General features: G+C 62.6%; 29 protein-coding genes. 13 read left to right on the plus strand and 16 right to left on the minus strand.

Going from position 1 to position 26,559, the window contains the following annotated elements; genetic code table 11:
* Positions 1–17 precede the first annotated feature (17 nt).
* The 3 genes from trxA (at position 18) to ACLBKR_RS17855 (ending at position 2,098) form a co-directional block, all read left to right on the plus strand.
* Positions 18–995: a thioredoxin gene (gene trxA / locus ACLBKR_RS17845; protein ID WP_113447471.1), complete on the plus strand. Its 978-nt coding sequence runs from the start codon at positions 18–20 to the stop codon at positions 993–995.
* Positions 996–1,090: 95 nt separating this feature from the next.
* Entirely contained in the window at positions 1,091–1,774 is a 684-nt protein-coding gene (locus ACLBKR_RS17850; protein WP_112830723.1) for an LON peptidase substrate-binding domain-containing protein, read from the plus strand.
* Positions 1,775–1,909: 135 nt separating this feature from the next.
* A complete protein-coding gene (locus ACLBKR_RS17855) occupies positions 1,910–2,098 on the plus strand; it encodes a Trm112 family protein (protein ID WP_112830724.1) in 189 nt (62 codons plus the stop codon).
* Between the two features lie 55 nt (positions 2,099–2,153).
* Here the strand turns inward: ACLBKR_RS17855 and ACLBKR_RS17860 are convergent, their stop codons facing one another.
* Complete coding sequence (locus tag ACLBKR_RS17860; protein ID WP_113447472.1) at positions 2,154–3,368, minus strand: ubiquinone biosynthesis hydroxylase; 1,215 nt, start codon at positions 3,366–3,368, stop codon at positions 2,154–2,156.
* A 121-nt stretch (positions 3,369–3,489) separates the two neighbouring features.
* Between ACLBKR_RS17860 and tesB the strand changes: the two genes are divergently transcribed.
* The 6 genes from tesB (at position 3,490) to xth (ending at position 10,910) form a co-directional block, all read left to right on the plus strand.
* Complete coding sequence (tesB, locus tag ACLBKR_RS17865; RefSeq protein ID WP_112830567.1) at positions 3,490–4,374, plus strand: acyl-CoA thioesterase II; 885 nt, start codon at positions 3,490–3,492, stop codon at positions 4,372–4,374.
* 213 nt (positions 4,375–4,587) lie between these two features.
* Positions 4,588–4,938: a P-II family nitrogen regulator gene (locus ACLBKR_RS17870; protein WP_162708326.1), complete on the plus strand. Its 351-nt coding sequence runs from the start codon at positions 4,588–4,590 to the stop codon at positions 4,936–4,938.
* A gap of 27 nt (positions 4,939–4,965) precedes the next feature.
* Positions 4,966–6,327 carry an ammonium transporter gene (locus tag ACLBKR_RS17875; protein WP_112830568.1) on the plus strand — a complete coding sequence of 454 codons (1,362 nt, stop codon included), beginning with the start codon at positions 4,966–4,968 and terminating at the stop codon, positions 6,325–6,327.
* 262 nt (positions 6,328–6,589) lie between these two features.
* A complete protein-coding gene (locus tag ACLBKR_RS17880; protein WP_113447473.1) occupies positions 6,590–9,265 on the plus strand; it encodes a DNA translocase FtsK in 2,676 nt (891 codons plus the stop codon).
* A gap of 145 nt (positions 9,266–9,410) precedes the next feature.
* Positions 9,411–10,022: an outer membrane lipoprotein carrier protein LolA gene (locus tag ACLBKR_RS17885; protein WP_414901820.1), complete on the plus strand. Its 612-nt coding sequence runs from the start codon at positions 9,411–9,413 to the stop codon at positions 10,020–10,022.
* 84 nt (positions 10,023–10,106) lie between these two features.
* Positions 10,107–10,910 carry an exodeoxyribonuclease III gene (xth, locus tag ACLBKR_RS17890; RefSeq protein WP_113338097.1) on the plus strand — a complete coding sequence of 268 codons (804 nt, stop codon included), beginning with the start codon at positions 10,107–10,109 and terminating at the stop codon, positions 10,908–10,910.
* A gap of 14 nt (positions 10,911–10,924) precedes the next feature.
* Here the strand turns inward: xth and ACLBKR_RS17895 are convergent, their stop codons facing one another.
* Both ACLBKR_RS17895 and ACLBKR_RS17900 read right to left on the minus strand, forming a co-directional pair.
* Positions 10,925–11,380, minus strand: coding sequence for a cyclic nucleotide-binding domain-containing protein (locus ACLBKR_RS17895; RefSeq protein WP_112830572.1), 456 nt, complete (start codon positions 11,378–11,380; stop codon positions 10,925–10,927).
* Positions 11,381–11,402: 22 nt separating this feature from the next.
* On the minus strand, positions 11,403–12,086 hold the full coding sequence (locus ACLBKR_RS17900) for a response regulator transcription factor (protein WP_112830573.1): 684 nt from the start codon (positions 12,084–12,086) through the stop codon (positions 11,403–11,405).
* Between the two features lie 151 nt (positions 12,087–12,237).
* Between ACLBKR_RS17900 and ACLBKR_RS17905 the strand changes: the two genes are divergently transcribed.
* Positions 12,238–12,795, plus strand: coding sequence for a L,D-transpeptidase family protein (locus ACLBKR_RS17905; RefSeq protein ID WP_414899878.1), 558 nt, complete (start codon positions 12,238–12,240; stop codon positions 12,793–12,795).
* Complete coding sequence (locus tag ACLBKR_RS17910; protein WP_414899880.1) at positions 12,792–13,214, plus strand: Inorganic pyrophosphatase; 423 nt, start codon at positions 12,792–12,794, stop codon at positions 13,212–13,214. Before ACLBKR_RS17905 ends, ACLBKR_RS17910 begins: the two co-directional genes overlap by 4 nt.
* A gap of 46 nt (positions 13,215–13,260) precedes the next feature.
* Here the strand turns inward: ACLBKR_RS17910 and ACLBKR_RS17915 are convergent, their stop codons facing one another.
* From ACLBKR_RS17915 to leuC, 4 genes are all read right to left on the minus strand, one after another.
* Positions 13,261–13,818: a SixA phosphatase family protein gene (locus tag ACLBKR_RS17915; RefSeq protein ID WP_113338096.1), complete on the minus strand. Its 558-nt coding sequence runs from the start codon at positions 13,816–13,818 to the stop codon at positions 13,261–13,263.
* 173 nt (positions 13,819–13,991) lie between these two features.
* Positions 13,992–14,822 carry a DMT family transporter gene (locus tag ACLBKR_RS17920; protein ID WP_112830726.1) on the minus strand — a complete coding sequence of 277 codons (831 nt, stop codon included), beginning with the start codon at positions 14,820–14,822 and terminating at the stop codon, positions 13,992–13,994.
* Between the two features lie 195 nt (positions 14,823–15,017).
* A complete protein-coding gene (locus tag ACLBKR_RS17925) occupies positions 15,018–15,827 on the minus strand; it encodes a methyltransferase domain-containing protein (protein ID WP_113447542.1) in 810 nt (269 codons plus the stop codon).
* Positions 15,828–16,014: 187 nt separating this feature from the next.
* Positions 16,015–17,424 (minus strand): 3-isopropylmalate dehydratase large subunit, encoded by a 1,410-nt coding sequence (gene leuC, locus ACLBKR_RS17930; RefSeq protein WP_112830576.1) that lies wholly within the window; start codon positions 17,422–17,424, stop codon positions 16,015–16,017.
* 319 nt (positions 17,425–17,743) lie between these two features.
* Between leuC and ppk2 the strand changes: the two genes are divergently transcribed.
* The gene (gene ppk2 / locus ACLBKR_RS17935; RefSeq protein ID WP_112830727.1) at positions 17,744–18,649 is read left to right on the plus strand and encodes a polyphosphate kinase 2; all 906 of its coding nucleotides are present in this window, start codon (positions 17,744–17,746) and stop codon (positions 18,647–18,649) included.
* A gap of 18 nt (positions 18,650–18,667) precedes the next feature.
* On the opposite strand, the gene ACLBKR_RS17940 is transcribed toward ppk2, so the two are convergent.
* From ACLBKR_RS17940 to rplS, 4 genes are all read right to left on the minus strand, one after another.
* Positions 18,668–19,501 (minus strand): amino acid ABC transporter permease, encoded by an 834-nt coding sequence (locus ACLBKR_RS17940; protein WP_113447476.1) that lies wholly within the window; start codon positions 19,499–19,501, stop codon positions 18,668–18,670.
* 43 nt (positions 19,502–19,544) lie between these two features.
* Positions 19,545–20,342: a transporter substrate-binding domain-containing protein gene (locus ACLBKR_RS17945; protein WP_113447477.1), complete on the minus strand. Its 798-nt coding sequence runs from the start codon at positions 20,340–20,342 to the stop codon at positions 19,545–19,547.
* 148 nt (positions 20,343–20,490) lie between these two features.
* The gene (gene tsaA / locus ACLBKR_RS17950; protein WP_113447478.1) at positions 20,491–21,015 is read right to left on the minus strand and encodes a tRNA (N6-threonylcarbamoyladenosine(37)-N6)-methyltransferase TrmO; all 525 of its coding nucleotides are present in this window, start codon (positions 21,013–21,015) and stop codon (positions 20,491–20,493) included.
* A 145-nt stretch (positions 21,016–21,160) separates the two neighbouring features.
* Positions 21,161–21,697 carry a 50S ribosomal protein L19 gene (rplS, locus tag ACLBKR_RS17955; protein WP_112830580.1) on the minus strand — a complete coding sequence of 179 codons (537 nt, stop codon included), beginning with the start codon at positions 21,695–21,697 and terminating at the stop codon, positions 21,161–21,163.
* Between the two features lie 268 nt (positions 21,698–21,965).
* Here rplS and ACLBKR_RS17960 point away from each other — a divergent pair, with 268 nt between their 5' ends.
* Positions 21,966–22,712 (plus strand): sulfite exporter TauE/SafE family protein, encoded by a 747-nt coding sequence (locus ACLBKR_RS17960; protein WP_113447479.1) that lies wholly within the window; start codon positions 21,966–21,968, stop codon positions 22,710–22,712.
* Here ACLBKR_RS17960 and trmD read toward each other — a convergent pair.
* The 5 genes from trmD to ffh all read right to left on the minus strand — a co-directional run bounded on the left by trmD (position 22,694) and on the right by ffh (position 26,444).
* Positions 22,694–23,395 (minus strand): tRNA (guanosine(37)-N1)-methyltransferase TrmD, encoded by a 702-nt coding sequence (gene trmD, locus ACLBKR_RS17965; protein ID WP_112830582.1) that lies wholly within the window; start codon positions 23,393–23,395, stop codon positions 22,694–22,696. The two genes, ACLBKR_RS17960 and trmD, sit on opposite strands and share 19 nt — an antisense overlap.
* An 8-nt stretch (positions 23,396–23,403) precedes the next feature.
* Positions 23,404–23,973 (minus strand): ribosome maturation factor RimM, encoded by a 570-nt coding sequence (gene rimM, locus ACLBKR_RS17970; protein ID WP_113338091.1) that lies wholly within the window; start codon positions 23,971–23,973, stop codon positions 23,404–23,406.
* A 129-nt stretch (positions 23,974–24,102) separates the two neighbouring features.
* Positions 24,103–24,477 carry a 30S ribosomal protein S16 gene (gene rpsP / locus ACLBKR_RS17975; RefSeq protein ID WP_113447480.1) on the minus strand — a complete coding sequence of 125 codons (375 nt, stop codon included), beginning with the start codon at positions 24,475–24,477 and terminating at the stop codon, positions 24,103–24,105.
* 63 nt (positions 24,478–24,540) lie between these two features.
* Entirely contained in the window at positions 24,541–24,861 is a 321-nt protein-coding gene (locus ACLBKR_RS17980; protein WP_414899886.1) for a chorismate mutase, read from the minus strand.
* An 11-nt stretch (positions 24,862–24,872) separates the two neighbouring features.
* A complete protein-coding gene (ffh, locus tag ACLBKR_RS17985; protein ID WP_113447482.1) occupies positions 24,873–26,444 on the minus strand; it encodes a signal recognition particle protein in 1,572 nt (523 codons plus the stop codon).
* Between the last annotated feature and the right edge of the window lie 115 nt (positions 26,445–26,559).

The raw sequence follows: 26,559 nt of genomic DNA on the forward strand, positions 1-26,559 counted from the left end.
GTGCGGGAGAGATTTCGATGAGCGACAACAGCAATCCCTATGGCGGTTTCGGCGGCCAGATGACGGGCCAGGCCCATTTCGGCGGCGCGTCCGCCGCCCCGGCTGCAGCCGCCAGCGGTGCAGCCATCAAGGACACCACCACGGCCGGCTTCACCAAGGATGTCATCGAAGAATCCCGCAACCAGCCGGTTCTCGTCGATTTCTGGGCACCCTGGTGCGGCCCCTGCAAGCAACTGACCCCGGTGATCGAGAAGGTGGTCAACGAAGCCGGCGGTCGCGTCAAGCTGGTCAAGATGAACATCGATGACCACCCGGCCATTCCGGGCCAGCTCGGCATCCAGTCGATCCCCGCCGTCATCGCCTTCGTCAACGGCCGCCCGGTGGATGGTTTCATGGGTGCGCTCCCGGAAAGCCAGGTCCGCCAGTTCATCGACAAGGTCGCAGGCCCCGCCGGCGCCGATCAGGCAGCGGAGATCGAGGCAGCGCTGGAGGAGGCGGCGACACTGCTTGCCTCGGGCAATATCCAGGAGGCTGCCCAGCTCTTCGGCGCCATCATGCAAGCCGAACCCGAAAATCCCAAGGCGATCGCCGGCATGGCCGAATGCATGCTGGCCGCAGGCCAGCAGGACCGCGCCCGCCAATTGCTAGAGGGCCTGCCGGAAGAGGTTAAGAAGGCCGCCGAAATCCAGGCGCTTCTCAAGAAGTTCGAACAGATCGACGAGGCCCGCAAGCTGGGCGACCCGGTGGCGCTCGAACATGCGCTGGCGCTCAATCCGGACGATCACGAAGCACGGATGAAACTCGCCAAGATCCGCAATGTCGAGGGACGGCGCGAGGAAGCGGCCGAACATCTGCTGCTCATCATGAAGCGTGACCGTGAATTCGATGACGACGGCGCGCGCCGCCAGCTGCTGCAGTTCTTCGAGGTCTGGGGCCCGAAGGACCCGGCCACGATCATGGCGCGGCGCAAACTCTCGTCGATCCTGTTCTCCTGAGCGGAGAAATGCGCTTCCGCCCTTGAGATTCCCCTTGCCGCAACCACATTATGGAGATGGTTGCGGCCGGGAACGGCCGGAATGGGTTTATCTTCATGCATGTCGGCAATGCCAGATATCTGACCGAAAACGACCTACCGGAAATTCTGCCCGTTTTTCCGGTGTCGGGTGTGTTGTTGTTGCCCGGCGGCCAGTTGCCCCTCAACGTCTTCGAACCGCGTTATCTCGCCATGTTGGACCATGCACTGGCCGGCAATCGCCTGATCGGCATGATCCAACCGGCCCTCGGCGAGGTTCCCGAGGCTGACATCCTGCCCGAACGCCCGCCGCTCGCCCAGGTCGGTTGCATCGGCCGCGTCACGTCTTTCACCGAAACCGGCGACGGTCGCTATATCGTGTCGCTCGGCGGCGTCTGCCGTTTCCGCCTGATGGAGGAAGTTCCCGGTTCCAAGCCCTACCGCAATTTCCGCATAGCGCCCTTCATGACCGACCTAGCCACCGGCGCCGAAGAGGAAGCGCAGGTCGACCGCACTGCCCTGCTTGCCGCCTTCCGCGCCTACCTCGACGCCAACAAGCTGGAAGCGGACTGGGAGAGCGTCGAACGAGCCAGCAATCTCACCCTGGTCAATTCGCTGTCGATGATGTCGCCCTTCGGCCCTGCCGAAAAGCAGGCGCTGCTCGAAGCCCCCGACTTGAAGACCCGCGCCGAAACGCTCGTTGCCATCACCGAGATTGTGCTCGCCCGCACCTTCGGCGACGCGGACTCTGTTCTGCAATAGAGCAATTCGAGCAAAGCTGTGCGGCGGCTTTGCCTCCGGAATGGCATCGAAACGAACGGAAGAGCATCGAAGGCGATTAAGGTATCGCCGGAAATGCGGGAGAACCCTGCCGGGAAATCGCTTGGAAAGTCGATCATGGAAAACCGCATGAGCACCGTCGACCCGAAACTCCTCGAGCTTCTGGTCTGTCCATTGACGCAAGGAGGGCTGACCTTCGACCGGGAGAAGGGCGAACTCGTCTCCGAGCGTGCCGGTCTTGCCTATCCGATTCGCGACGGCATTCCGATCATGCTGGTTTCCGAGGCCCGCAAGCTGGAAACCTGAGGGGACAAAAGCCGGTCGCACCGTCGCAATTTTCGGTGAAGGGCTCGATACCCCGTCAGATCGCCTCGCCCGCCAGGAGCTTCGGTGCGCCGCCATTGGCCGTGCCGGCCGCTTCCCGGATGAAGAAGGATTTGAGAGACGGCATCCGGTCGACCACACCAAGCCCGAAATCCCTGAGCACCCGGATCGGCGTCACGTCGTTGGAGAAGAGCCGGTTCAGCACGTCGGTGGTCACCCCCATGCGGAAGGTGTCGAACCGCCGCCAGGTCTGGTAGCGCTCCAGAACATTGAGGTCGCCGATATCGAGGCCGAGCCGGTCTGCCTCGACGATGGTCTCGGCGAGAGCTGCCACGTCCTTGAAGCCGAGATTGAGGCCCTGGCCGGAAATCGGGTGGATGCCGTGAGCGGCGTCACCGGCCAGCGCCAGCCGCGGCGCGACGAATTCGCGGGCGAGCGTCAGCCCCAGCGGAAAGGCACGGCGATCGGAGGTCGCGCGGATCGTGCCGAGCTTGTGACCGAAACGGCGCTCCAGTTCCTCTTCGAACACGAGATCGTCGGATGCCACCAGCCGCTCGGCATCGCTTGTGCGCTCAGTCCAGACCAGCGAGGAACGATTGCCCTTGAGCGGCAGGATGGCGAAGGGACCGGCCGGCAGGAAATGCTCCTCGGCTGAGCCTTCATGCGGCCGCTCGTGCTCGACCGTTGTGACGATGCCTGACTGGCCGTAGTCCCAGGTGACGGTCTTGATGCCAGCCATGTCGCGCAACTTCGAGCGCACGCCATCGCAGGCGACCACCAGCCGCGCCGAAACAACGCTTCCATCGGAGAGCGCGAGCTCGGCCGAAGGCCCGGTATTGCGAAAACCCGTGGCCGTCGCGCCATGGCGGATCCGGACACCGGCTGCAGCGCACGCCTCGCGCAGCGCGCCGACCATCGCGACATTGGGGATCATGTGGGCGAAGGGCCGACCATCCTCGACCTCGCCGTCAAAGGTAAGGAACACCGGCCGCACAGGATCGGAGGTCTTCGAATCGGTGACGATCATCCTGGTGATCGGCTGCGCCTCGGGCTCGATCCGCTCCCAGATGCCGAAGACCTCCAGCATCTTCGTGGCCGCCGCGATGATCGCCGAGGCGCGCGGGTCCTTCTTCCAGGCGTCTTCCGGCGCCGCCTCGATTACCTCGACGGCGAGATGCGGCGCTGCCTGCTTGACCGCGACTGCGACCGCCAGACCGACATAACCACCACCGACGACCAGAACATCCATCATGGCGAACTTCCTTTATCCCGACACCCCGGGCAGCGCGTTGCCCGTGTTTGCCCTTGTGCATATCACCGGCCGCTATATAGATCAGCCTTGAACGATTTCCTACAATCGGGGGCACTATACTATGTCGCAGTCGGAAGAGAAAACGCGCATCATGGAAAAGCTGATTGCGACGCTCGACCTCGAAAAGCTGGAGGAAGACCTCTTCCGCGGCAAGAGCCCCCAGAACGGCTGGCAGCGGGTTTTCGGCGGCCAGGTCATCGCCCAAGCGCTCATGGCCGCCCAGCGCTGCGTCGAGGCGGACCGTTTCGTCCACTCGCTGCATGCCTATTTCATGCGCCCCGGCGATCCTGCGGTGCCGATCATCTATCAGGTCGAGCGCATCCGCGACGGCGCGAGCTTCACCACCCGTCGCGTCGTCGCCATCCAGCATGGCAAGGCGATCTTCTCCATGTCGGCCTCCTTCCAGCTCGACGAGCCGGGCTTCGATCATCAGGTCGAAATGCCGGACGTGCCGGCGCCGGAAAGCCTGATGGGCGAAAAGGAGTTTCGCGATGTCTTCCTCGCCCAGGCGCCCGACACCGTGCGGCGCTACTGGGGTCGCGAGCGGCCGATCGAGATCCGGCCCGTCTCGCTGGTGCATTACATCTCCAAGGAAAAGCTGGAGCCGAAGGCCCATATCTGGGTGCGCACCAGCGCCGCCCCACCGGACGACAGGCATTATCAGGCTGCAATCCTCGCCTATCTCTCGGACATGACCCTGCTCGACACATCGCTCTATGCCCACGGAACCTCGATCTTCGATCCGTCGCTGCAAGCCGCGAGCCTCGATCACGCCATGTGGTTTCACCGCCCCACCCGCCTCGACGATTGGCTGCTCTATACGCAGGACAGCCCGAGCGCCTCAGGCGCACGCGGCATGACCCGTGGCAGCATTTACAGCCGCGACGGGGTTCTCATTGCCTCCGTTGCGCAGGAAGGGCTGATTCGGAAAAGAGCAGATGACTAAAAGAAGGGCAAATCGGCATTTTTGCACATAATTTGTGCGCACATGAGCCGTTCAATTGCCTGTTTATTAGCTTCGTTTATTATAATCTTTAGATTTCAATAACTTATTAGTCTTCACGAATCTGGCACATACTTTGAATGTCTGACCGCAGTCGCTGGGCGCTTTGGGGCTGGCGGCAAGGAGAGTCGGCTCCGCGCCGAGGACAAGCAAAGGATGGGAAACCAGATGAAGATTGTGATGGCCATCATCAAGCCGTTCAAGCTGGATGAGGTGCGCGAAGCCCTCACCGCTGTTGGCATCCAGGGCCTGACCGTGACCGAGGTCAAGGGTTACGGCCGCCAGAAGGGACACACGGAAATCTACCGCGGCACCGAATACGCCGTAAGCTTTCTGCCGAAACTGAAGATCGAAATCGCCGTGTCCTCCGAACTCGCGGACAAGGCCGTCGAGGCGATCGCTTCCGCTGCCAAGACGGGCCAGATCGGCGATGGCAAGATCTTTGTCTACTCGATCGACCAGGCCGTACGCATCCGCACCGGCGAAACCAATTCTGAAGCTCTGTAAGAACGGCTGTTAGGGGAGTTGTTACTGATGTCGTTTACCAAGTTTTCTTCCACTTTCGCGCGGATTGGCGCCGCTTCGGCCGCGCTGCTGGCGCCGGCGATTGCCTTTGCGCAGGAAGCCGCACCGGCCGCCGCGGAAGCTGCAGCCGCAGCACCCGTGCCGGACAAGGGCGATACCGCCTTCATGTTCCTTTGCACCATTCTCGTCCTCTTCATGCTGATTCCGGGCCTCGCCCTGTTCTACGGTGGCCTCGTGCGCGCCAAGAACATGCTCTCCGTCCTGATGCAGTGCACCGTCATCGGCGCCTCCATCATGCTGGTCTGGGTCATCTACGGCTATTCCTTCGCCTTCGGCGGCTCGACCAACGCCTTCTTCGGCGGCACGGCCAAGCTCTTCCTCTCGGGCGTGACGATGGATTCGACGGCTGCCACCTTCTCGGATGCCGTCATTCCGGAATACATCTTCATGCTGTTCCAGATGACCTTCGCGGCTATCACCCCCGCGCTCATCATCGGCGCCTTCGCCGAACGCATCAAGTTCTCCGCCGCGATCCTGTTTTGCCTTCTGTGGGTCACCTTCGTCTACTTCCCGATCGCACACATGGTCTGGGATGCAAACGGCCTGATCTTCGGCTGGGGCGCATTTGACTTCGCCGGCGGCACCGTCGTGCACATCAATGCCGGTGTTGCCGGTCTGATCGGCGCGATCATGGTCGGCAAGCGCACCGGCTACGGCAAGGACATGATGGCTCCGCACTCGATGACACTGACCATGGTTGGTGCGGCCATGCTCTGGTTCGGCTGGTTCGGCTTCAACGCAGGTTCTAACCTCGAAGCCTCCGGCGGCGCCATGCTCGCGACCGTCAACACCTTCATCGCAACCGCTGCCGCAATCGTCTCCTGGGCCTTCGTCGAAAGCCTGACCCGCGGCAAGTCCTCGATGCTCGGCGCTGCCTCGGGCATGATCGCCGGCCTCGTCGCCATCACGCCTGCCGCCGGCATCGTCGGCCCGATGGGCGCGATCGTCATGGGCCTGATCGTCTCGCCGCTTTGCTACTTCTTCGTCTCCGTGGTGAAGAACAAGTTCGGCTATGACGACACCGCCGACGTCTTCGGCGTTCATGGCGTGGGCGGCCTGTTCGGCGCTCTTGCCACCGGCATCTTCGCCTCGACCTCGCTCGGCGGCATCGGCTATGCCGAAGGCGTAACCATGGGCGCCCAGTTCTTCACCCAGGTGAAGGCCGTTCTGGTCACGCTCGTATGGTGCGGCGTCGGCTCCGCGATCCTCTACAAGATCACGGACGTCATCGTTGGCCTGCGTGTCCCGGTCGAAGCCGAGCGCGAAGGTCTCGACCTCGCCTCCCACGGCGAAGCCGCATACCACTCCTAAGGATTTCGCCGCACCGGCCTCCGGTGCGGCTTCTCCTCCCGTCGCGGCCGTCGAACGGCGAGCCGCTCTTCGCCCGGACCCCGCGTCCGGGCTTTTTTTGTGCCCTTCGGGCAAAGCGGTCTTCGGCAACCTCCATGGTTAATGCACCATTAACCCTGTCCCCTGTAATGTGCCCTATGGAGCCGTGACAGGACCGCCTCGCCTCGTGCCTGGCGCTCTGGTCGCCGGCAAGAGCTTTCTTCGACGAACGGGCAGGCAGGGGATGAACAGAGGCAATTCCGCAGCGATCGGCGACCAACCGGGCCGCTTCGCGCTCAGCGCCTTCATCGTACGGCAGGTGCTGGCGCTCCTGGGCTTTTCGATTTTCCTGGCGCTGGTGCTGGCCGTCGCTGCACTCGCCACCTGGAACGTCGCCGATCCGAGTCTCTCCTATGCGACGGCCAACGAGCCGACCAATATTCTCGGCCATGGTGGCGCGATCTTCGCCGACGTGATGATGCAGTTCTTCGGCCTTGCGAGCCTCCTTTCGCTGCTTCCCGTGCTTGCCTGGTCGCTGGCCCTCATCACCGGTCGCCGGCTTCACCGCATTCCCGCCCGCATCGCCGCCTGGTTCGTCGGCGCGATCGTTTCCTCTGCCGTCGTCGGCTGCTTTCCGCCTCCCGCCACCTGGCCGATCCCGAACGGCATTGGCGGCGTCTTCGGCGATATGATACTGCGCTTTCCGAGCCTTTTCATTGGCGCCTATCCGACCGGCACCGTATCGATGATCCTTGGTGCCCTGCTGGCGCTCCCCGCCGCTTGGCTGCTGCTTTTCGCCGCCGGCCTCATCGGGCGCGATCCGCTGGAGGAGGACGAGGAGCAAGAAGCCCTCGCCGAGCGTCGCAAGCCGCTCGCCCGCACCGTTCCAGCCGAGGAAGAGGATGACGAGGAAGGTCCGATTGCGCTCGCGCTCGGCGCCTTCACCCACAACTGGTACACCATACGCGCCCGCGCTCGCCGCCTGCTTGGCATGAAGCCCGTGGATCGCAGCCGCCATTTCGAGCAGCCCTACGATTTCAACGATGACGAGTTCGGCACGCTCAACGAACCTATCCGCCCGAAAGCGCCGAACAGCTTAGAACGCCGCGAGCCCTCGCTCGATGGCGCACCGCGCGTGCTGGCTCCCAAGCGGCATCTGGTCTCTCCACCGCCGATCAGCGTCGATAGCGACGACGATTACGATGATCCGCCCTTCGATCTCGACGACATGCCGCCGCGCCCGGCCGGAATCCTGCCGGATGACAGCGGCTGGTCGCCGTCGCCGCCCACAGCCCGCGGCGCCGATCGCCCCGCCCCGCGTGTTGCAGCACCGGCACCGCGACCGAAACAGGGCGCCCGCATCGAACGGGATGCGCAGGCTTCGCTCCTGAGACCCGAAGGCTTCCAGTTGCCCTCTGTTCATCTGCTTGCCGAGCCAAAGACGATTGCCCGCGATGCCACGCTCTCCGCCGACGCGCTCGAACAGAACGCCCGCATGCTGGAAGGTGTGCTGGAGGATTTCGGCGTCAAGGGAGAGATCATCCACGTCCGCCCCGGTCCGGTCGTCACGCTGTACGAGCTGGAACCCGCACCCGGCATCAAGTCGTCGCGCGTCATCGGGCTTGCCGACGATATCGCCCGCTCGATGAGCGCGATAGCCGCCCGCGTCGCCGTTGTCCCCGGCCGCAACGCGATCGGCATCGAGTTGCCGAACCGTACGCGCGAAACCGTCTATCTGCGCGAACTGATCGGTTCGCGCGATTTCGAGAGCAACAAAGCCAAGCTCGCCATGGCGCTCGGCAAGACCATCGGCGGCGAACCGGTGATAGCTGATCTGGCCAAGATGCCCCACCTTCTGGTCGCAGGCACCACCGGTTCGGGTAAATCCGTTGCCATCAACACCATGATCCTGTCGCTGGTCTACCGTCTGCCGCCGGAAAAGTGCCGCCTGATCATGATCGACCCGAAAATGCTGGAACTTTCCGTCTATGACGGTATCCCGCATCTGCTCTCGCCCGTCGTCACCGATCCGAAGAAGGCCGTCGTCGCGCTGAAATGGACCGTGCGCGAGATGGAAGAGCGCTACAAGAAGATGTCGAAGATCGGCGTGCGCAACATCGATGGCTTCAACAGCCGCGTCGAGCAGGCGCTGGAGAAGGGTGAGGTACTGACCCGCACCGTCCAGACCGGCTTCGACCGTCAGACCGGCGAGGCGATCTACGAGACCGAAGAATTCGACCTGAAGCCGATCCCCTATATCGTCGTCATCATCGATGAAATGGCGGACCTGATGATGGTCGCCGGCAAGGATATCGAAGGCGCCGTGCAGCGTCTTGCCCAGATGGCGCGTGCCGCCGGCATTCACGTCATCATGGCGACCCAGCGCCCGTCGGTCGACGTCATCACCGGCACCATCAAGGCAAACTTCCCCACCCGCATCTCCTTCCAGGTGACCTCGAAGATCGACAGCCGGACCATTCTTGGCGAACAGGGGGCCGAACAGCTGCTCGGCATGGGCGACATGCTCTACATGGCTGGCGGCGGCCGCATCCAGCGCGTCCATGGCCCCTTCGTCTCCGACAACGAGGTTGAGGAAATCGTCGCCTATCTGAAGACTCAAGGCGCACCCCAGTATCTCGACGCGATCACCATCGACGAGGACGGGGACGAGGAGGGCGGCGGCCCGGCCGGCACCGCCAACCTTGCCGATTCGGACGATCCCTACGATCAGGCGGTCGCCATCGTGCTGCGCGACGGCAAGGCCTCCACCTCCTATGTCCAGCGCCGCCTTGGCATTGGCTACAACCGTGCCGCCTCCCTGATCGAACGCATGGAGCAGGAAGGCATCATCGGCCCGGCCAACCATGCCGGAAAGCGGGAAATCCTCGTGCCGACGGAAGCCGACATCATCGAACGTTGAACCCCGGGCCACGGATGACGTTTACCCCCGGTCGCTGATATCCCGGCCATGATGACGCCGCGTTTTTCGGCGATGGAATGACCATATGAAGGAGTTCCGGATGATTGAAGAAAATGCCGAACGCCTGGCGATTGCGCCGGCGTCCATGACCCGTCGACAGTTCGCGCTCGGTTCCGGCGCCCTGCTGACGCTGGCAGCGCTTCCCCTGCCGCGCGCCCATGCCGCAGCCGACGCCGCCCAGAAGATTGCCGACCATTTTTCCTCGGTGAAGACGATGATGGGCGAATTCGTCCAGTTCGGCCCGCGCGGTGAACAGACCGGCGGCAAGTTCTTCATCCAGCGTCCCGGCAAGCTGCGTTTCAACTACGAAAAGCCTTCTCCGATGCGCGTCATTGCTGACGGCAAGAATGTCGTCATCGGCAACATGAAGCTGAAGACCTGGGATCTCTATCCGCTGTCAAAGACACCGCTCAGCCTGCTGCTTTCCGACAAGATCGACCTCGGAAACCAGTTGGTGCGCGACGTCAAGGAAGAAGCGGACCTCACAACCATCGTTCTCGGCGACAAGACCATCTTCGGCGATTCCACCATCACCCTGATGTTCGATCCGAAGACCTATGACCTGCGCCAGTGGACGATCACCGACATGCAGGCCAAGGATACCTCTGTGATGATCTTCAACGTCCAGACCGGCGTCGATCTCGATCCGAGCGTCTTCGAAATCCCCTATGCCGACGTGCATGGACCGAAACGCTGAGGACCGCGGTCATGGCCGGTTAAAAACCGCTTTGAATTTTGAGGAGATACGGTAGACCTTGCCCGACCAACCGGAGCACGAGGCATGTCACTGTCAATCACCACCTGGAACATCAATTCGGTCCGGCTGCGCCTGCCGATCGTCGAGGATTTCCTGAAACGGGTGAGCCCCGACATCCTCTGCCTGCAGGAAATCAAGTGCCAGAACGATCAGTTCCCCGCCGACGCGCTGAGGGCGCTCGGCTACGAGAACATCATTCTGCACGGCCAGAAGGGCTATCACGGCGTCGCCATCGCCTCGCGTTTTCCGCTGACGGAGGATCACCGGCAGGATTATTGCGGCGTCGGCGATTCCCGCCACATCTCGGCGATCTTCGAATGGCAGGGCAAACGCATCCGCCTGCATAACTTCTACGTTCCCGCCGGCGGCGACGAGCCGGACCGCGAGATCAATCCCAAGTTCGGTCACAAGCTGGATTTTATCGAGGAAATGAAGGCGCTGAAGGCCGATGCCGAGCCCGGCGTTTCCGCGATCCTCGTCGGCGATCTCAACATCGCCCCCTTCGAAAACGACGTCTGGTCGCACAAGCAGCTTTTGAAGATCGTCAGTCATACGCCGGTCGAGACCGAAGGCCTGCTGGACGTCGTCCGCCAGGGCGGCTGGGTCGACCTGATGCGGCAATACACGCCCGAGCCGGCAAAGATCTATACGTGGTGGAGCTACCGCGCCAAGGACTGGGAGGCGGCCGATCGCGGCCGTCGCCTCGACCACATCTGGTCGTCGCCGGATCTCACCGGCCACCTGAAGAAGATCGATATCCTGAAGGAAGCCCGCGGCTGGGAAAAGCCGTCGGATCACGTCCCTGTAACAGCCTGGTTCGATCTGTAAGGCAGATTACCGCTTCAGCGGAAGCGGTCGGACATGGCGGCGGCACCATCGATCAGGCTGCTGATCGATGCCCGGATACGCGCCTCGATGATCGCCGCCATCTCGGGATATTCCTCAAGCAGCCTGTGAAACAGTGCGCGGGTGATGCGGATGACATCGGCATCCTCCAGCGCGACCGCCGTATATTTGCGCTCCACCATGGTCACCAGCGCGAGCTCCGAGAGCATGGTACCGCGCTCGGCGATGGCTTCGACCTTCGGCTTGCCGCCACGCCCGAGCGACGAAAGCTCGAAGCGCCCCCTTGCCACCACATAGGCGCATTCGGCCGGCGATTTCTCGCGAAAGAGCGCCTGCCCGCCGGCAACCGGCCTGTGCTCAGCGCCGAAGGCGATCAGCCTGAGCTGATCTTTGTCCAACCCGGAAAACAGCGGAACGCCGGAAAGCAGCTCAATATCGTCGGCAAGCGCCATGCGGGTTCTCCGGGGTCACGGGTCAAGGGATGATCTTGTAGCCGCCGTTTTCCGTGACGAGGATTTCGGCGCTGGACGGATCACGCTCGATCTTCTGCCGGAGGCGGTAGACATGGGTTTCGAGCGTATGCGTCGTCACACCCGAATTATAGCCCCAGACCTCTTCGAGCAAGACGTCGCGCGTCACGACCTTCTGACCGGCGCGATAGAGATAGCGGATGATCGCCGCCTCCTTCTCGGTGAGCCGGATCTTCTTGCCGTCCTCGGTGGTGAGCAGCTTCTGGCTGGGCTTGAAGAGATAGGGCCCGACGCCGAAGGTTGCATCCTCGCTCTGTTCGTGCTGGCGAAGCTGCGCTCGGATGCGGGCAAGCAGCACGGCAAAACGGAAAGGCTTCGTCACATAGTCGTTGGCGCCCGCTTCCAGTCCCAGGATCGTGTCCGAATCGGTGTCGTGGCCGGTCAGCATGATGACGGGCGCCTTGAAGCCGCCCTTGCGCAGGAGTTTCACCGCCTCGCGGCCATCCATGTCGGGCAGGCCGACATCCATAATCAGCAGATCCACCTGACCGGTGCGAGCTGCCTGCATGCCTTTCGTTGCGTTCGGTTCCTGCAGCAGCGTGAATTCGTCGTAAAGCGAAAGCTGCTCGACCAGCGTTTCCCTGAGATCGTCGTCGTCATCAACCAGAAGGATGGTGCGCGCGCTCATGTCTGTCCTTCTCCTGCATTCTCCGTCGCCATTCATGCAACGGCTTGAACCTGAAACGCCGTCGCGCCGCAAAGAAACATGTCCACTGCTTCTTTGCCGCGCATTCGAAGTGCTATGAATACACCGAACTTCACAAACAAGGCAAAATCTCGTGAGCATTTTCAACGGATCACCTGGCGGCAAGACGCGGGGCCTGGGTGAAATCATTATCCGGCGGGCGCCGGGAAAGCGGTCGCAGGCGATCCTGCAGGCCGGCCCGCTCCGCTTCAGGGCCGCCATCGGCCGCTCCGGCATCACCGCCTGCAAGCGCGAGGGCGATGGCGCCACGCCGCGAGCGGCGATGCGCCTGCTTTATGGCTATACGCGCAGCGACCATGTCCGTCTCCCGCCCACAGCACTTGCCATGCGCCGCATCCGTCCGGACATGCTGTGGTGCGACGCACCGGCAAGCCCCTCTTATAACCGTCCGGTCCGCGCGCCCTTTGCCGCGAGCCACGAGAAACTGAACCGGGACGACGACCTCTACGACGTCTGCATCGTCATGGACTGGAACGTCGCCAGCCGACGCCGTGGCGCGGGCTCGGCGATCTTCTTCCATCTCGCAAAACCGGGATACGCGCCGACGGAGGGCTGCGTGGCGCTCTCCTTCGCCGACATGCGCCGCCTCCTGCCGCATCTCGGCCACCATACCAGGATACGGGTCCTGTGATCCCGGATGCTTCGCCACGAGCTTTCTGGGCCGCCCTCGACGAATTGCTGGCCGGTGCGCGGCTCGTCATCGACCGGCCGAAGGGCTCCGTCCATCCCCGTTATCCGGCCATGGTCTACCCGCTGGACTACGGCTATCTCGAAGGCACGCAGTCGACCGATGGCGGCGGCGTGGATGTCTGGCACGGGTCGCAGGAGAAGATCGGGATCGTCGCCGTCATCTGTACGGTCGACCTCGTGAAACGCGACACCGAAACGAAACTGCTCATCGACTGCGATGAGGCCGAGATATCGACCGTTCTCTCCTTCCATAACGAAAGCGCCGACATGAAGGGTGCCTTGCTCCGCCGTCATGCTGCACCGGAGAAACAGGCTCGCTCTGCCAGGAGCGTTTCCAGCAGAAGTGTATTGCGGCTTTGAACCGGAATTCCTTAGGAAACAAACAGATAGGGCATTGAAAACGCCGTTATCGCCGAGAATGCTCGAGGAAGCGCGGCGTAACGAAGCGCTCCAGCCGGCCCGAACCGGCGCGAAGCATCGGCCAGGCCTCTGCATCGAAATCGATGACGGCCAGTCCCCCGGTCGGATATTTCTCCGCCATCCGCCGGCACGCCTCCGCATCGCCGCTGCCGGTGAGCATCGCCGCCAGTTCCTCCATGCCGGGGTTATGGCCGAGCATCGCCACGGAGCGATACTGAGGCTCCACGCCACAGATCACCGACAGCAATGTCGCGGCTGGCGCCTCGTAGATTTCATTGACATTGCGAACCTCAGGCTTGCCCGAAAGCGTCTTTCTCACCAGCGTCCATGTCTGCTGCGTGCGTTCGGCGGTGGAGACAAGGACGAGGTCCGGCGTCAGCCCCTGCGCCTCCATATAGGCTCCAATTGCCGACGCCGCCTTGCGGCCGCGGTCGGATAGGGGCCTCGCCTTGTCCTCGATACCCTCCGGCCACGCGGACTTGGCATGCCGGAGGAGGATTAGCCTCAAACCATGGCTGGGCGTCTTCCCGTTCTTGCTCGACATCCCCTCACCCTCCCCATGATTCACGTGTGACGGCACGATAGACGCGATACCTGCACCCGATTCCGCTCGGCGCCTTATCCCGCAACGCCTCCGGTCTCCTTTCCCTGCGGGGAAACGGAGAAACCAGGATGACATCTACAGCATGCCGGCCGTTCCCGTCCTCGTTTCCTACCCTAAAGGCTGACGCAGATCGCGCCAAGCGCAACGGTCAGGCAGGCAATCAGCCGCTTGAGCGTCGGCCGCTCCCCGAGGAACAGCGCTCCGATCAGGACGGCAAACACCACGCTTGTTTCACGCACCGCCGTGACGAGGCCGGCCGGCGCAAAGGCATAGGCGACGACAACGAGGCCATAGGCGATCATCGCCACCACACCGCCGCCGAAGGCCTTCCACGTGACCGGCGAGCGGATATCGATGGCAAGTCCGCGCCGCAGCACGGCGTAGGTAATCGCAAGCATCAGGCCGTAAAGGAACAGTACCCACATGGCGTAGGCCGCCGGCTGTTCCACGAATTTCACGCCCCTCGAATCCACCGTCGAGTAACAGGCGATGACCAGACCGGTCGCGAATGCGAAGAGCAGCGACGAGGTCGCGGCCCGCGTCTTGCCGAGCGAAAGGCTCATGATCCCCGCTGCCACCAGCATGACCCCGATCGTCTGGAAGGTGCCGAGGATTTCGCCGAAGAACAGAAAACCGCCCAGCGTCACGAGCAGCGGCACCGTGCCGCGAACGATGGGATAGACCTGGCCGAGTTCGCCATGACGATAGGCCGCAACGAGAAAGAGGCTGTAGCCCACCTGCAGCGTGGCCGACATCAGGATATAGAACCACGCCTCGCCCTGTGGCAGCGGGAACCAGACGATGAACGGCAGGGCGACCAGCGTTCCCGCAAGGCTCATCACGGTCACGGACCACAGACGATCCGCCCCGTTTCTGAGGAACGCATTCCAGCTCGCATGCAGGATGGCCGCGACGAGCGCAAGCGCAATGGCAATCGTGCTCACGAGGACGCTCCGGAAAAACGCCGGACGAAGAGGGAAATGCTCGGTGGAAAAGGCATCGGCAAAGGTCAATATGACAGTTTTGTGAAGCCTCGGACCATAGCTTCTTTCAACCGCTTTACAATGCCGCTTTCGCGCAATCCGGCGGCTGCGGTCCCGAATGGCCGAACTTCGCCGGTCTCCGGCCCATGAGAAGCGTCAGCCTCGCGCAGTAATCACGTGAGCGCTGAGCACGCCTTCGATCGGCCCCGGACCGAAATGTTTCTCGAGCGCCTCCGCCACCAGTTCGGTGACGGCCTCAAGGCCGCCCGGTGCGCGCTCCTCGAGCTCGTTTCGGAGGGGATTGGCCTGACAATAGCCCGTAGCCGCATCGAGTGGGGAGCGCGAGCGACCCGTCAGTTTCAGTGTTTCGGCTTCGACCGTGGAGAAGCCTGCGGCTCTCAACTGGCCGTCGATCAGCGCGAGATCGTGATAGCCGTGCGGAATGCGGCGCATGAACTGCGGCGGGTTGTCGGCAAACCGCTGCGACAGGACCTCGCTCACCACGGAGACGAATTCATTGTTCTCGATCCTGTCCCAGACAGCCAGCAGATAGGCGCCGCGCGGCTTCAGGACACGACGAACTTCGCGATAGGAGGCGACCTTGTCGGGAAAGAACATCACCCCGAACTGACAGACAGCCGTATCGAAGGATTGATCGGCAAACGGCAGCGCCATCGCATCGGCCTGCCGCCAGAGAACATTGCCCGTCTCCTGCAGAGTCATTGCCAGATCGATCATCGGCTGGTTGAGATCGGTCGCGGTGAGCGCCGCCGTCTCCGGCAGCCTTTCCGCCATGGCGCGCGTCACCGCCCCGGTTCCCGCAGCAAGTTCCAGAACGGTCGCGGGATGTCGCGCCGCCACCTTCTCGGCAATCGCCTCGGCATATGGAGCGAAGATCATCGGCACCATGAACCGCTCGTAAAGAGCGGGAATGCTGCCTGCAAATACCTTGTCGGCATCGGTCATGGCTGCGTCCTCCCAGACATCGTGATTATACCGCAGCGTCGTTTCAGCGAAAAGCAACAGCATCGCAGGCCGATAAGGCATTCGCGGCCCCGAAACGAGACAAGGCCGCCCGCATCACTGCGGACGGCCCTGAAGGCTGTATCTGCGGCCGGCGGTGCCGACGCGTAGAATAAGGACGCTCTGGAGCTTACTTCCAGTCGCGGATGTCGACGAAATGACCGGCGACGGCTGCGGCAGCAGCCATGGCCGGGGAAACGAGATGGGTGCGGCCCTTGTAGCCCTGGCGTCCCTCGAAATTGCGGTTCGAGGTCGAGGCGCAGCGCTCGCCCGGCTTCAGCCGGTCGTCGTTCATGGCAAGGCACATGGAGCAGCCCGGTTCGCGCCATTCGAAGCCCGCATCCTTGAAGATCTTGTCGAGGCCTTCGGCTTCAGCCTGTTCCTTGACGAGGCCGGAGCCCGGCACGACCATGGCGGAGACGGTCGAGGCGACCTTCTTGCCTTCGATCACGGCGGCGGCGGCCCGCAGATCCTCGATACGGCCATTGGTGCAGGAACCGATGAAGACGCGGTCGATCGCGATATCGGTCATCTTCGTTCCGGGCGTAAGACCCATATAGTCGAGCGCGCGCCATTTGGAGGCCCGCTTGGTCTCGTCCTGAATTTCGTCCGGATTTGGCACCACGCCCTGGATCGACACCACATCTTCCGGAGACGAGCCCCAGGACACGATCGGCGGCAGGTTGGCGGCGTCGAGCACGACGGTGCGGTCGAAATGCGCGCCCTCGTCGGTATGCAGCGTCTTCCAGTAGGCGACTGCCTGATCCCAGGTCTCGCCGGTCGGCGCCTTCGGCTTGCCCTTGATATATTCGAAGGTCTTTTCATCCGGCGCGATCAGGCCGGCGCGGGCGCCGCCTTCGATCGTCATGTTGCAGACGGTCATGCGACCTTCCATGGAGAGCGAACGGATCGCCTCGCCGGCGAACTCGATGACATGGCCGGTGCCGCCGGCGGTGCCGATCTCGCCGATGATGGCAAGGATGATGTCCTTGGCCGTGACGCCTTCCGGAAGCTTGCCGTCGACACGCACCAGCATGTTCTTGGCCTTCTTCTGGATCAGCGTCTGGGTTGCCAGGACGTGCTCCACTTCGGACGTGCCGATACCATGCGCCAGCGCGCCGAAGGCGCCATGCGTCGAGGTGTGGCTGTCGCCGCACACGATGGTCATGCCCGGCAGGGTGAAGCCCTGTTCGGGGCCGACGATGTGCACGATACCCTGACGCTTGTCGCGCTCGGAATAATATTCGACACCGAAATCCTTGGCGTTCTGGGCAAGCGCCTCGACCTGGATGCGGCTTTCCTCGTTCTTGATGCCCTCGAGGCGATCCGCGGTGGTCGGAACGTTGTGGTCCACCACGGCCAGAGTCCTCTGCGGCGCATGCACCGGCCGACCGGCCATGCGCAGGCCTTCGAACGCCTGCGGGCTCGTCACCTCATGCACAAGGTGACGGTCGATGTAGAGAAGACAGGTGCCGTCGTCCTGGCGGTCGACCAGGTGGTCATCGAAAATCTTGTCGTAAAGTGTACGCGGTGCGCTCATGGCGTGTTTCCATCCGGCTGAAGAAGTGAGATCGGTCTTGGTATTCTGAAGCGCCGCCGATGCGGCCGGCAACCTTCAGCCTAGGCGGCTGTTGAGCGCTCCGGAGACGCACGCAAAGAACCGTGCCGGCAGACGCTTGTGGTCCTGCAGCACGATAAACTGGTTTGCGAGACATCCGAATTTAGATCCCATGGCGTCGCAATAACAGTTTTCCACAAAATCGGCAACGGATTTGCTTCGTCGGCCGCCTGACACATCCCTGTCATAAAGTGTTCGCGGAAACATGCTTCATCTGTCGGACGAAACGGAGATAGCCCGCATGTCTGCACCCATTGACGACCAGATCAACCGGATCAAGGAAGACATCATCGACAGCTTCGATGAAGAACTGGAACAGCAGATGGAGGAGGAGCGGCTGGAAGAGATGGTCGCCGAAGGCCTCTCCGAGCCGACCATCGACCGCCGGGTCTATTTCCGGGAGCTTTTCAGGCTGCAGCACGAACTGGTTCGCCTGCAAGACTGGGTTCAATACAAGAAACTCAAGGTCGTCGTGCTTTTCGAAGGCCGCGATTCCGCCGGCAAGGGCGGCGCGATCAAGCGCGTTACCCAGCGCCTGAACCCGCGCGTCTGCCGTGTCGTGGCACTGCCCGCCCCAACGGAACGCGAACGCAGCCAGTGGTATTTCCAGCGCTACACCGCCCATCTGCCGACCGCCGGCGAAATGGTGCTGTTCGACCGCTCCTGGTACAACCGCGCCGGTGTCGAGCGTGTCATGGGGTTCTGCACGCCTGACGAACTGGAGGAATTCTTCCGTTCCGTGCCGGAATTCGAGCGCATGCTGGTCCGCTCCGGCATCATCCTGCTCAAATACTGGTTCTCGATCACCGACGAGGAACAGGAATTCCGCTTCCGCATGCGCATTCACGATCCGCTGAAGCAGTGGAAACTCTCGCCCATGGACCTTGAGAGCCGCATCCATTGGGAGGAATACACCAAGGCCAAGGAAGACATGCTGGAACGCACCCACATTCCGGAGGCACCGTGGTGGGTCGTGCAGGCGGTCGACAAGAAGAAGGCCCGCCTCAACATGATCGCCCACCTTCTGGGGCAGATCCCCTACGAGACCGTTCCGAAGGAACAGATCGTGCTGCCGGAGCGCGTCCGCAATGCCGACTACATCCGCCATCCGGTTCCTCCGGAAATGTACGTGCCGGACGTCTATTGAGGAGCGCGGCGCCGACCGCTATCGGGCGGCGCCTTTCTCCCGCATCCGTTTTTCCAAGCGCCTCAGCAGCATCGACAGGCCGATCGTCAGGATAAGATAGATATAGGCGACGATGGAATAGGTCTCGAAGAAGCGGAAGGAGCCGGATGCATAGATCTTGCCCGCCTGGCTGATGTCGGCGACGCCGAGCACGGAGACGAGCGATGAATCCTTGACCATCGCCACGAAATCGTTGGAGAGCGGCGGAAAGATCACCTTGACGGCCTGTGGGAATACGATCAGCCGGAAGCGCTGATAGCGGTTGAGACCGAGCGACATCGCCGCCTCGATCTGCCCCTTGTCGACCGACTGGAAACCGGCGCGAAAGATCTCGGCGATGAAGGCCGAATAGCCGATCATCAGCGCGAAGATTGCCCGCCACATCAGCGACACGTCGCGCACCTGAAGCGCCGACAGCCAGCCCTGTTCGATGAGCGGCCCGATCAGGAAATTGTAGAGACTGACGAAGCCCGGAGCGCCGACGAAGGCGATGTAGAAGAGGAGGACGAGGATCGGAATGCCGCGGATCACCTCGACATAGAACCGCGCGATCTGCCTGACGATCAGGCTGTCCGACATGCCGGCGAGCGCCACCAGCAGGCCGAGCACGGTTGCCAGCGCAAAGCCCACCACGGTGACGAAGACCGTCACCCCTATGCCGCGCGAAATGGTGGCAAAGACCTGCGCATAGAGATCGTTGAAGGCGATGACGGCGGCAATTCCAAGCGCGATCGCGACAAGGGCGACCAGCCACCACGGTCGGTCGCCTTCGCCCTTTCCATTGCCTGCGCCCGAAAGTGTCTGAAAACCCATCAGCTCATGGCCCCCGGCTTTCTCAGCCTCGGCTCCCGCACCCTCACTCGCCCATCTTGTAGTCGAGAAACCACTTCTTGTTCAGCGCATCGAAGGTGCCGTCGGCCTTCAGCGCCGCGATCGCCGCATTGACCGGCGCCACGAGATCGGAACCTTTCGGGAAAATGAAGCCGAAATCCTCCGCACCGAGCGCGCCGCCGACAACCTTCAGGCCGCCATTCGATGCATCGACATAGCCCTTGGCGGCGACGCTGTCGGTGAGGACGAGATCGACGTCGCCGGCTTTCAGCGCCTGAACGGTGGCGCCAAAGGTCTCGAACAGCTTGATGCGCGGGTTCTGCTCGTTGCCGTCGAGAATTTCGTAGACGGCGGTGTAGAAAGGCGAGGTGCCCGGCTGCGCGCCGATCAGGCCATCCTTGAATTCGCCGAAGCTCTTGGCGTCCGAAAAGCGGCTCTCATCGCCCCTGACCAGCATGAACTGCTCGGACCGCATGTAGGGGTCGGAGAAATCGACCTTCTCCTTACGGTCGTCCTTGATGGTGATACCGGTCATGCCGATCTGGTACTGGCCGTCCGAGACCGCCTGGATCATCGCGTCCCACGACGTGTTCTGGTATTCGACCTTGAAGTTCAGCCGCTTGGCGATCTCGTTCATCGCGTCGTATTCCCAGCCGATGGCCTGGCCCGACTTCGGATCGACGAACTGTAGCGGCGGATAGGCATTTTCGGTCACCACCACGACGGTCTTGCCGCCGAGATCAGGCAGGTCGGCGGCAGTGGTGGGAAGCGGCAGCAGCGAAAGAGCGGAAAGACCGGCAAGTACGGCGCGGCGAAGAAGCATGATTGTCTCCCTGATTGTGGCGGGCCGAGAGTGTCACAGTTCGATTACGCCTTGCAAGAAGGCGGCATTGCATCCACGGCGCCGCTGGCGAAACGGCCTCCTCAATCCCGCATATCCGATCGAAAAGCCATCCATCCGGAGGAAGGATTCACGCCTTTTGACAATGGCCGGCGTGAACGCCGTCGCCGACTTCGAAATCGCCCTTCTGCGGCGCGGCGATCGGCTTGAACAGGCTGCGTTCCGGCTTGAGGTCGATCAGCGGCGTCCCGTCGAGGCAATCGAGGCCACGGACGAAAAGCCTGTTGCCCTCGACCTTCTCCAGGATGACGATCGAGGTGCCGATCGGATTGGGTCTCACCGGCGAGCGGATGGAAAACGTGCCATGCACCTCGCCGTTGTCGCCCGGGCTCTGCAGAACGAGATCGCGCCTGGAACGATCGAGCCAGTAGAGGATTTCGAGCCGCTCGAACCTTTCGACGCCTTTCAGCGCCGGCACCCAGGGCTCGAAAATCTCGATCTCGCAGACGGGGCCGTCATGGCGCCCCTGTCGCGGCGTCTCCATCCGCGAACTCCAGGGCGTCCGGATACGGCCGAAGAAGACCAGCCCGGCGTCGACGGTCTCCGGCGCCTCGATTTTGACTTCGTTTTCGCGGATCTCGTTCTCACGCACCATGTCTGGCTGCCTCCGTTTGCATAGCGATATATCCCATTAGAAATATCGCCGAAAGGCCACGCGATCGCTGGCACGAAAAGTCCCATGCACAAACGAAAAAAGGCGGCCCGAAGGCCGCCTTTCGAAACCCGAAATCGGGGAAGTCTTATTCTGCAGAGCCTTCGGCTGCAGCTGCTGCTTCGGCGGCAGCCTTTGCTTCAGCGGCTTCTGCTGCTGCCTTTTCGGCGGCCAGAGCCTGTGCTGCTGCGATCTTTTCAGCTTCCAGACGTGCCTTTTCCTCGGCAACTGCGGCGCGCTCGGCGTCGTTCAGCTTGCGGGCGCGGGTGCCGGTGTTCTCGACGATACGGGCCGACTTGCCGCGACGGTCGCGCAGGTAGTAGAGCTTGGCGCGACGGACCTTACCGCGGCGAACGACTTCAACGCCTTCGACCATCGGGGAGTAGACCGGGAATACGCGCTCGACGCCTTCGCCGTAGGAGATCTTGCGAACGGTGAAGCTCTCGTTGAGGCCACCGCCGGAACGGGCGATGCAGACGCCTTCATAGGCCTGCACGCGGGTACGGTTGCCTTCCGTGACCTTCACGTTGACGCGGACGGTGTCGCCCGGGGAGAATTCGGGAAGCGTGCGCTTGGCGGCGATCTTGGCAGCCTGTTCGGCTTCCAGCTGTTCAATGATGTTCATGTGTCTAACCTTCGGTTCTTCTAAAACAGCCAGAGCGCTCAACGGTTGATCCTTCGGTCGAAGCCTCCGGATTTGCCTTGCGGGCAGGAGCGGATACGCATGCTCTTTGTTGCGGCAGACGGGCAGGAGCCCATTTCCGTGGGCGCAAATACACCAAACGACCCCGGTTGTCACCCCCGACACGACACTTTTGTCGGAGGCGGCAGCCCGCCGCTTGCCCGCACGAACGGGAAGGCATAAGCCTTGTCGCCGTGGACGGGGACATGACATGCCGATTGCGACGATCCTTCTTCTCTTTGCCGCCGGTTTCTTTTCCGGTGTCGTCAATGCGATTGCAGGCGGCGGCACCTTCCTGACCTTCGGCGCGCTGACGCTGGCCGGCCTGCCGCCGATTGCCGCCAACGCCACATCGTCGATCACCCAGTTTCCCGGCTATGTCACCTCGACGCTCGCCTATCTTCGCGAGCTGAAGAGCTTCTGGCGGGGGGCCGTCGTCCTCGCCCTCGTTTCCGCGGCGGGGGCGCTCGCCGGCGCGCTCTTCCTCGTTTCTCTGTCCAATCCGACATTTCGCGCCATGGTGCCATGGCTGCTGATCGCCGCCACGGCCGTCTTCGCGGCCGGGCCGAAGCTCAGGCCGAAAACCGGGGGCGAGGGCCACCCGGCGACGCCGCTCGGCCTTGGCCTACAGACGCTGACGGCCTTTTATGGCGGCTTCTTCGGAGCCGGGATGGGCATCATGATGCTCGCCTCGCTCGGCCTTGCAAGCGGCGGCGACTATCATCGGCTGAACGCCTTGAAGAACTTCCTGTCGATCGTCATCGCGGCAGTGGCGATCGCGGTCTTTGCCACGGCCGGTGCCGTCTCCTGGACCCATGCGCTGGTCATGGTCCCCGCTGTCGCGCTCGGCGGCTATGCCGGCGTCAGCCTCGCCAGGCGGGTCCCCCAGTCTATCCTGCGTTTCCTGGTCATCGTGGCCGGCCTTCTGCTCGCCGTCTATTACTTCCTGACCGGCTGATCCTCGTCCGCCATCAGGAGATCCGGCCGCCGTTCAGCGGTCAGCTTGACCGCCTCCTCCAGCCGCCATCTTTCGACGGCCGCATGATCCCCCGAGGTCAGCACCGCCGGGATCTCGCGACCCTCGAACACCTGCGGCCGGGTATAGTGCGGATGTTCCAGAAGCCCTGCCTCGAAGCTTTCATGCACGCCGGAAAGCTGGTTGCCCATGACGCCGGGCAGAATACGCACGATGGCATCGAGCAGGGTCAGCGCGGCGGGTTCGCCGCCGGAAAGAATATAGTCGCCTATGGAAATTTCCTCGAGATTGCGGGCATCGATCACCCGCTGGTCGACGCCCTCGAACCGGCCGCAGACGATCACCACACCCTCGCCGGCGGCAAGCGCACGTACACGCTCCTGCGTCAGCGGCCGTCCGCGCGGACTCATCAGCAGCCGCGGACGGTCATCGGCCCCGACCGAGTCGATGGCGCGGGCAAGCACATCGGGTTTGAGCACCATGCCGGCTCCGCCGCCGGATGGCGTGTCGTCGACGCTGCGGTGCTTGTCGAGGGCAAAATCGCGGATCTGCACCGCTTCCATCGACCAGTCGCCGCGCTCCAGCGCCCGACCGGCAAGTGCCGCCCCGAGATGACCTGGAAACATCTCCGGATAGAGGGTAAGAACCGTCGCCTTGAAAGCCATGAGCGTTTTCACTCGTCCTTCTTCGGACGCACTTTGCCGCCGCCATAGGGCTTTTCCTCGTCGTCCTTGAGCCCGGCGGCAATGGGATCGACGAGGATCTTGCCGCCCTCGAGGTCGATTTCCAGAACGGCGGCCTCGGAGAACGGAATCAGGACCGGGCGCTTGCCGGGGCCCTTCAGCTCGAGCAGATCGCCCGCGCCGAAATCGTATATGCCGGTCACCGCGCCGTAATGATTGCCCTCGGCATCGTGCACGTCGAGGCCTTCGAGATCGGCATAGTAGAATTCGTCTTCGTCGAGTTCTTCATCCGGTAGGGCGTCGCGGTCGATATAAAGCTCCAGCCCGTTCAGCGCTTCTGCGGCGTTGCGGTCATTCACCCCGCGGAACCGTACGATGGCGACATTCTTGGCCTCACGGATCTCGAGGATTTCAAAGACGCGTCCGTCAAGGCTGTGCAGGTTGCCGTAGTCGCCGAGTGCCAGCGGATCGCCGGTATAGGCCCTCACCCGGACTTCGCCGCGCAAGCCCTGGGCTGCGCCGATCACGGCCATCAGAACGGGATTTTCTAGCTTGGTCATGGGCTCTGTCGCATTTTCGGGCAATTGTCGGATCACTGCCTTTTAGTGCGAAACCCACCGAAAGAAAACGCTAAAACGGGCGGCAGGAGACCTGCCGCCCGTTCAAACCGGACAAATCCGGTAGAAAAATTACTCGGCAGCAGCTTCGGCGGCGGCAGCAGCGGCTTCAACAGCCTTTGCTTCCTTTTCCTTGATGCGCTCGAGGGCCTTCTTGCCCGGCTTTGCCTTTTCCGGGTTGTTGCGGGCATCGCGGGTAGCAACGCCGGCTTCGGCGAGGAAACGCAGGACACGATCGGTCGGCTGTGCGCCCTTGGCGAGCCAATCCTTGATGCGGTCGACGTTCAGTTCGACGCGCTTTTCATTGTCCTTGCCGAGCATCGGGTTCCACGAACCGACCTTCTCCAGGAAACGGCCGTCGCGCGGCGAACGGGCGTCGGCGATGACGATCTGGTAGTAGGGGCGCTTCTTGGAACCGCCGCGGGCGAGACGAATCTTGAGGGACATGATGTACTCCTTGGGTTTTCTTTGGGCCGCCTTCCGGCGGTCCGGTTCTTGTTGAGGCCGCCGTCAGGCGGTCTTTTCGATTGCACCGCCATGTTCGGCGGCAATGGCTTCATGATGCCGGATGACTTCCGTGATGATGAAGTTCAGGAACTTCTCGGCGAAATCCGGGTCCAGATGCGCGTCCTGTGCCAGCCGGCGCAGGCGAGCGATCTGGTATTCCTCGCGCGCCAGGTCGGCCGGCGGCAGATTATACTTGGCCTTCAGCATGCCCACTGCCTTGGTGCAGCGGAAGCGTTCGGCCAGAATGTGCACCAGTGCGGCGTCGATATTGTCGATCGACTGGCGATAGCTGGAAAGCTGTTCCTTGACGGCTTGATCGACCATCTTCCTTCCCCTCACTTCTTCTTCGGCAGGCCCGGCAGGCCGCCGAGACCGGGAAGCTTCGCTCCGCCCAGACCCGGAAGCCCTCCGCCACCGAGACCGGGAAGTCCGCCCATGCCACCGAGACCGGGCGGCGGCTTGAGGCCGGCGGCTTCCGCCTGCTTGGCCAGCGCTTCGAGCTGCTTCGGGTCCATGTTCGAGAGGTCGGGCATGCCGCCCATGCCGCCCCCAAGCCCCATCTTCGAGGCAAGGCCGCCCATCATCTGCTTCATCATGCCGCCTTTGCCCTTGCCGCCCATCATCTTCATCATGTCGGCCATCTGGCGGTGCATTTTCAGAAGCTTGTTGATCTCGGCGGCGTCCGTGCCGGAGCCTGCCGCGATGCGCTTCTTGCGGGAATGCTTGAGAATGTCGGGATTGGCGCGCTCGGCCTTCGTCATCGAGGAAATGATGGCGATCTGGCGATCGAACAGCTTGTCGTTCAGACCGGCCGACGCCATCTTGTCCTTCATGCCGGCCATGCCGGGCATCAGTCCCATGATGCCGCCCATGCCGCCCATTTTCTTCATCTGCCTGAGCTGCTCGGCGAGGTCGTCGAGGTCGAACTTGCCCTTCGCCATCTTGGCGGCCATGGCGGCCGCCTTCTCGGCGTCGATCGTCTCGGCCGCCTTTTCGACCAGCGAAACGATGTCGCCCATGCCGAGGATGCGGTCGGCGATACGCCGGGGATGGAACTCCTCAAGTTCCGTCATCTTTTCGCCGACGCCGATCAGCTTGATCGGCTTGCCGGTGACCGCGCGCATCGAAAGGGCCGCACCGCCACGGCCATCGCCGTCCATGCGGGTCAAGACGAGACCGGTAATACCGACGCGCTCGTCGAAATTGCGGGCAAGATTGACGGCGTCCTGACCGGTCAGGCTGTCGGCGACGAGCAGGATTTCATGCGGCTTCGAGCGGGCCTTGATCTCGGCCATCTCGACCATCAGCGGCTCGTCGATATGGGTGCGGCCGGCGGTGTCGAGGATGACGATGTCATGGCCGCCGAGCTTCGCCGCCTGAACGGCGCGCGATGCAATGTCGGTCGGCGACTGGCCGGCGATCACCGGAAGCGTGTCGATGCCGGTCTGTGCGCCGAGCTGGCGAAGCTGTTCTTGGGCGGCCGGGCGTCGCGTGTCGAGCGATGCCATCAGCACCTTCTTCTTCTCGCGTTCCGTCAGCCGCTTGGCGATCTTGCCGGTGGTGGTGGTCTTGCCCGAGCCCTGCAGGCCGACCATCATGATGACGACGGGAGCCGGCGCATTGAGGTCGATGGACACGCCCTCCGAGCCCAGCATTTCCACGAGTTCGTCATGGACGATCTTGACGACCATCTGGCCGGGCTTGATCGATTTCAGGACGGAGGCGCCAACCGCCTTTTCCCGCACCTTGTCGGTAAAGGAACGCACCACTTCCAGCGCCACGTCGGCTTCCAGAAGCGCACGACGCACCTCGCGCAGCGCGGCGGAGACATCCGCCTCGGACAATGCGCCACGGCCGGTCAGTCCATTCAGAATGGATCCAAGGCGGTCCTGGAGGTTTTCAAACATCGGCTCTTCCTTATCGTTCCGGTTTCGTCTTTCGAACCGGAACGTTGGTCTTTTTTCCGCCGAAAACAAGACGCAAAGCCAAAAAGCACCCGAGGGCGCATCGCGCTGTCGGATG

The organism is Paenirhizobium cremeum (assembly GCF_047553425.1).
GTDB classification, from domain to species: Bacteria; Pseudomonadota; Alphaproteobacteria; order Rhizobiales; family Rhizobiaceae; genus Allorhizobium; species Allorhizobium cremeum.

What these genes read in the sequence shown, in the direction of transcription:
- ACLBKR_RS17870 (WP_162708326.1), top strand. Translation starts at nt 4,588, where the DNA reads ATGGGAAACCAGATGAAGATTGTGATGGCCATCATCAAGCCGTTCAAG.
- ACLBKR_RS17980 (WP_414899886.1), bottom strand. Translation starts at nt 24,861, where the DNA reads ATGGTCGATCAAGCCGTCAAGGAACAGCTTTCCAGCTATCGCCAGTCG.
- trmD (WP_112830582.1), bottom strand. Translation starts at nt 23,395, where the DNA reads ATGGCTTTCAAGGCGACGGTTCTTACCCTCTATCCGGAGATGTTTCCA.
- ACLBKR_RS17945 (WP_113447477.1), bottom strand. Translation starts at nt 20,342, where the DNA reads ATGCTTCTTCGCCGCGCCGTACTTGCCGGTCTTTCCGCTCTTTCGCTG.
- ACLBKR_RS17855 (WP_112830724.1), top strand. Translation starts at nt 1,910, where the DNA reads ATGGAAAACCGCATGAGCACCGTCGACCCGAAACTCCTCGAGCTTCTG.
- tsaA (WP_113447478.1), bottom strand. Translation starts at nt 21,015, where the DNA reads ATGGTGCGTGAGAACGAGATCCGCGAAAACGAAGTCAAAATCGAGGCG.
- xth (WP_113338097.1), top strand. Translation starts at nt 10,107, where the DNA reads ATGTCACTGTCAATCACCACCTGGAACATCAATTCGGTCCGGCTGCGC.
- ppk2 (WP_112830727.1), top strand. Translation starts at nt 17,744, where the DNA reads ATGTCTGCACCCATTGACGACCAGATCAACCGGATCAAGGAAGACATC.
- ACLBKR_RS17915 (WP_113338096.1), bottom strand. Translation starts at nt 13,818, where the DNA reads ATGTCGAGCAAGAACGGGAAGACGCCCAGCCATGGTTTGAGGCTAATC.
- rplS (WP_112830580.1), bottom strand. Translation starts at nt 21,697, where the DNA reads ATGAACATCATTGAACAGCTGGAAGCCGAACAGGCTGCCAAGATCGCC.
- trxA (WP_113447471.1), top strand. Translation starts at nt 18, where the DNA reads ATGAGCGACAACAGCAATCCCTATGGCGGTTTCGGCGGCCAGATGACG.
- ACLBKR_RS17880 (WP_113447473.1), top strand. Translation starts at nt 6,590, where the DNA reads ATGAACAGAGGCAATTCCGCAGCGATCGGCGACCAACCGGGCCGCTTC.
- rpsP (WP_113447480.1), bottom strand. Translation starts at nt 24,477, where the DNA reads ATGTCCCTCAAGATTCGTCTCGCCCGCGGCGGTTCCAAGAAGCGCCCC.
- tesB (WP_112830567.1), top strand. Translation starts at nt 3,490, where the DNA reads ATGTCGCAGTCGGAAGAGAAAACGCGCATCATGGAAAAGCTGATTGCG.
- ACLBKR_RS17850 (WP_112830723.1), top strand. Translation starts at nt 1,091, where the DNA reads ATGCATGTCGGCAATGCCAGATATCTGACCGAAAACGACCTACCGGAA.
- ACLBKR_RS17940 (WP_113447476.1), bottom strand. Translation starts at nt 19,501, where the DNA reads ATGGGTTTTCAGACACTTTCGGGCGCAGGCAATGGAAAGGGCGAAGGC.
- ACLBKR_RS17895 (WP_112830572.1), bottom strand. Translation starts at nt 11,380, where the DNA reads ATGGCGCTTGCCGACGATATTGAGCTGCTTTCCGGCGTTCCGCTGTTT.
- ACLBKR_RS17860 (WP_113447472.1), bottom strand. Translation starts at nt 3,368, where the DNA reads ATGATGGATGTTCTGGTCGTCGGTGGTGGTTATGTCGGTCTGGCGGTC.
- ACLBKR_RS17885 (WP_414901820.1), top strand. Translation starts at nt 9,411, where the DNA reads ATGACCCGTCGACAGTTCGCGCTCGGTTCCGGCGCCCTGCTGACGCTG.
- ACLBKR_RS17925 (WP_113447542.1), bottom strand. Translation starts at nt 15,827, where the DNA reads ATGACCGATGCCGACAAGGTATTTGCAGGCAGCATTCCCGCTCTTTAC.
- ffh (WP_113447482.1), bottom strand. Translation starts at nt 26,444, where the DNA reads ATGTTTGAAAACCTCCAGGACCGCCTTGGATCCATTCTGAATGGACTG.
- ACLBKR_RS17900 (WP_112830573.1), bottom strand. Translation starts at nt 12,086, where the DNA reads ATGAGCGCGCGCACCATCCTTCTGGTTGATGACGACGACGATCTCAGG.
- rimM (WP_113338091.1), bottom strand. Translation starts at nt 23,973, where the DNA reads ATGACCAAGCTAGAAAATCCCGTTCTGATGGCCGTGATCGGCGCAGCC.
- leuC (WP_112830576.1), bottom strand. Translation starts at nt 17,424, where the DNA reads ATGAGCGCACCGCGTACACTTTACGACAAGATTTTCGATGACCACCTG.
- ACLBKR_RS17875 (WP_112830568.1), top strand. Translation starts at nt 4,966, where the DNA reads ATGTCGTTTACCAAGTTTTCTTCCACTTTCGCGCGGATTGGCGCCGCT.
- ACLBKR_RS17960 (WP_113447479.1), top strand. Translation starts at nt 21,966, where the DNA reads ATGCCGATTGCGACGATCCTTCTTCTCTTTGCCGCCGGTTTCTTTTCC.